The following is a 366-nucleotide window of genomic DNA, read 5'->3' as shown; positions in this document are numbered from 1 at the left end:
GTTTAATAAGCCAATGAAACGCGAACCTATGTTTGAGTTGCTAGCAAAAGCCGAGGGTTCAAAGGTCGTGATGGAAGCTTGTGGTAGCGCCCAGCATATTGCTCGCAAAGCGCTGTCGCTGGGGCACGATGTCACGTTGCTTCCCCCTAAGTTCGTAAAAGCGTTTAGGCAAGGCCAAAAAACTGATGCAAATGATGTCCTCGCCATTGCCAGTGCAAGCCAAGCATATAACGTGAAGCCCTGTAAAATCATGACGGTTGAAGAGCAAACGTTGCAATCATTGAGCCAAGCGAGAACCTTAGTAGATAAACAAAAGACCCAGCTTTCAAATCAAATACGTGGCTTGCTATTAGAGTTTGGTGTTGT

Annotated in this window: 1 protein-coding gene; it reads left to right on the top strand. The window is 46.2% G+C overall.

Going from position 1 to position 366, the window contains the following annotated elements; translation table 11 throughout:
* Nucleotides 1-28: 28 nt before the first annotated feature.
* A partial coding sequence (locus EXT48_RS23575) for a transposase (RefSeq protein ID WP_165384149.1) occupies nt 29-366 on the top strand: 338 nt, incomplete at its 3' end.

Source organism: Pseudoalteromonas sp. CO348 (genome assembly GCF_004208845.1).
Lineage (GTDB): Bacteria > Pseudomonadota > Gammaproteobacteria > Enterobacterales > Alteromonadaceae > Pseudoalteromonas > Pseudoalteromonas maricaloris.
The sequence above is the reverse complement of the archived record's forward strand: the minus strand, read 5'-3'. Positions and strand labels throughout refer to the sequence as shown.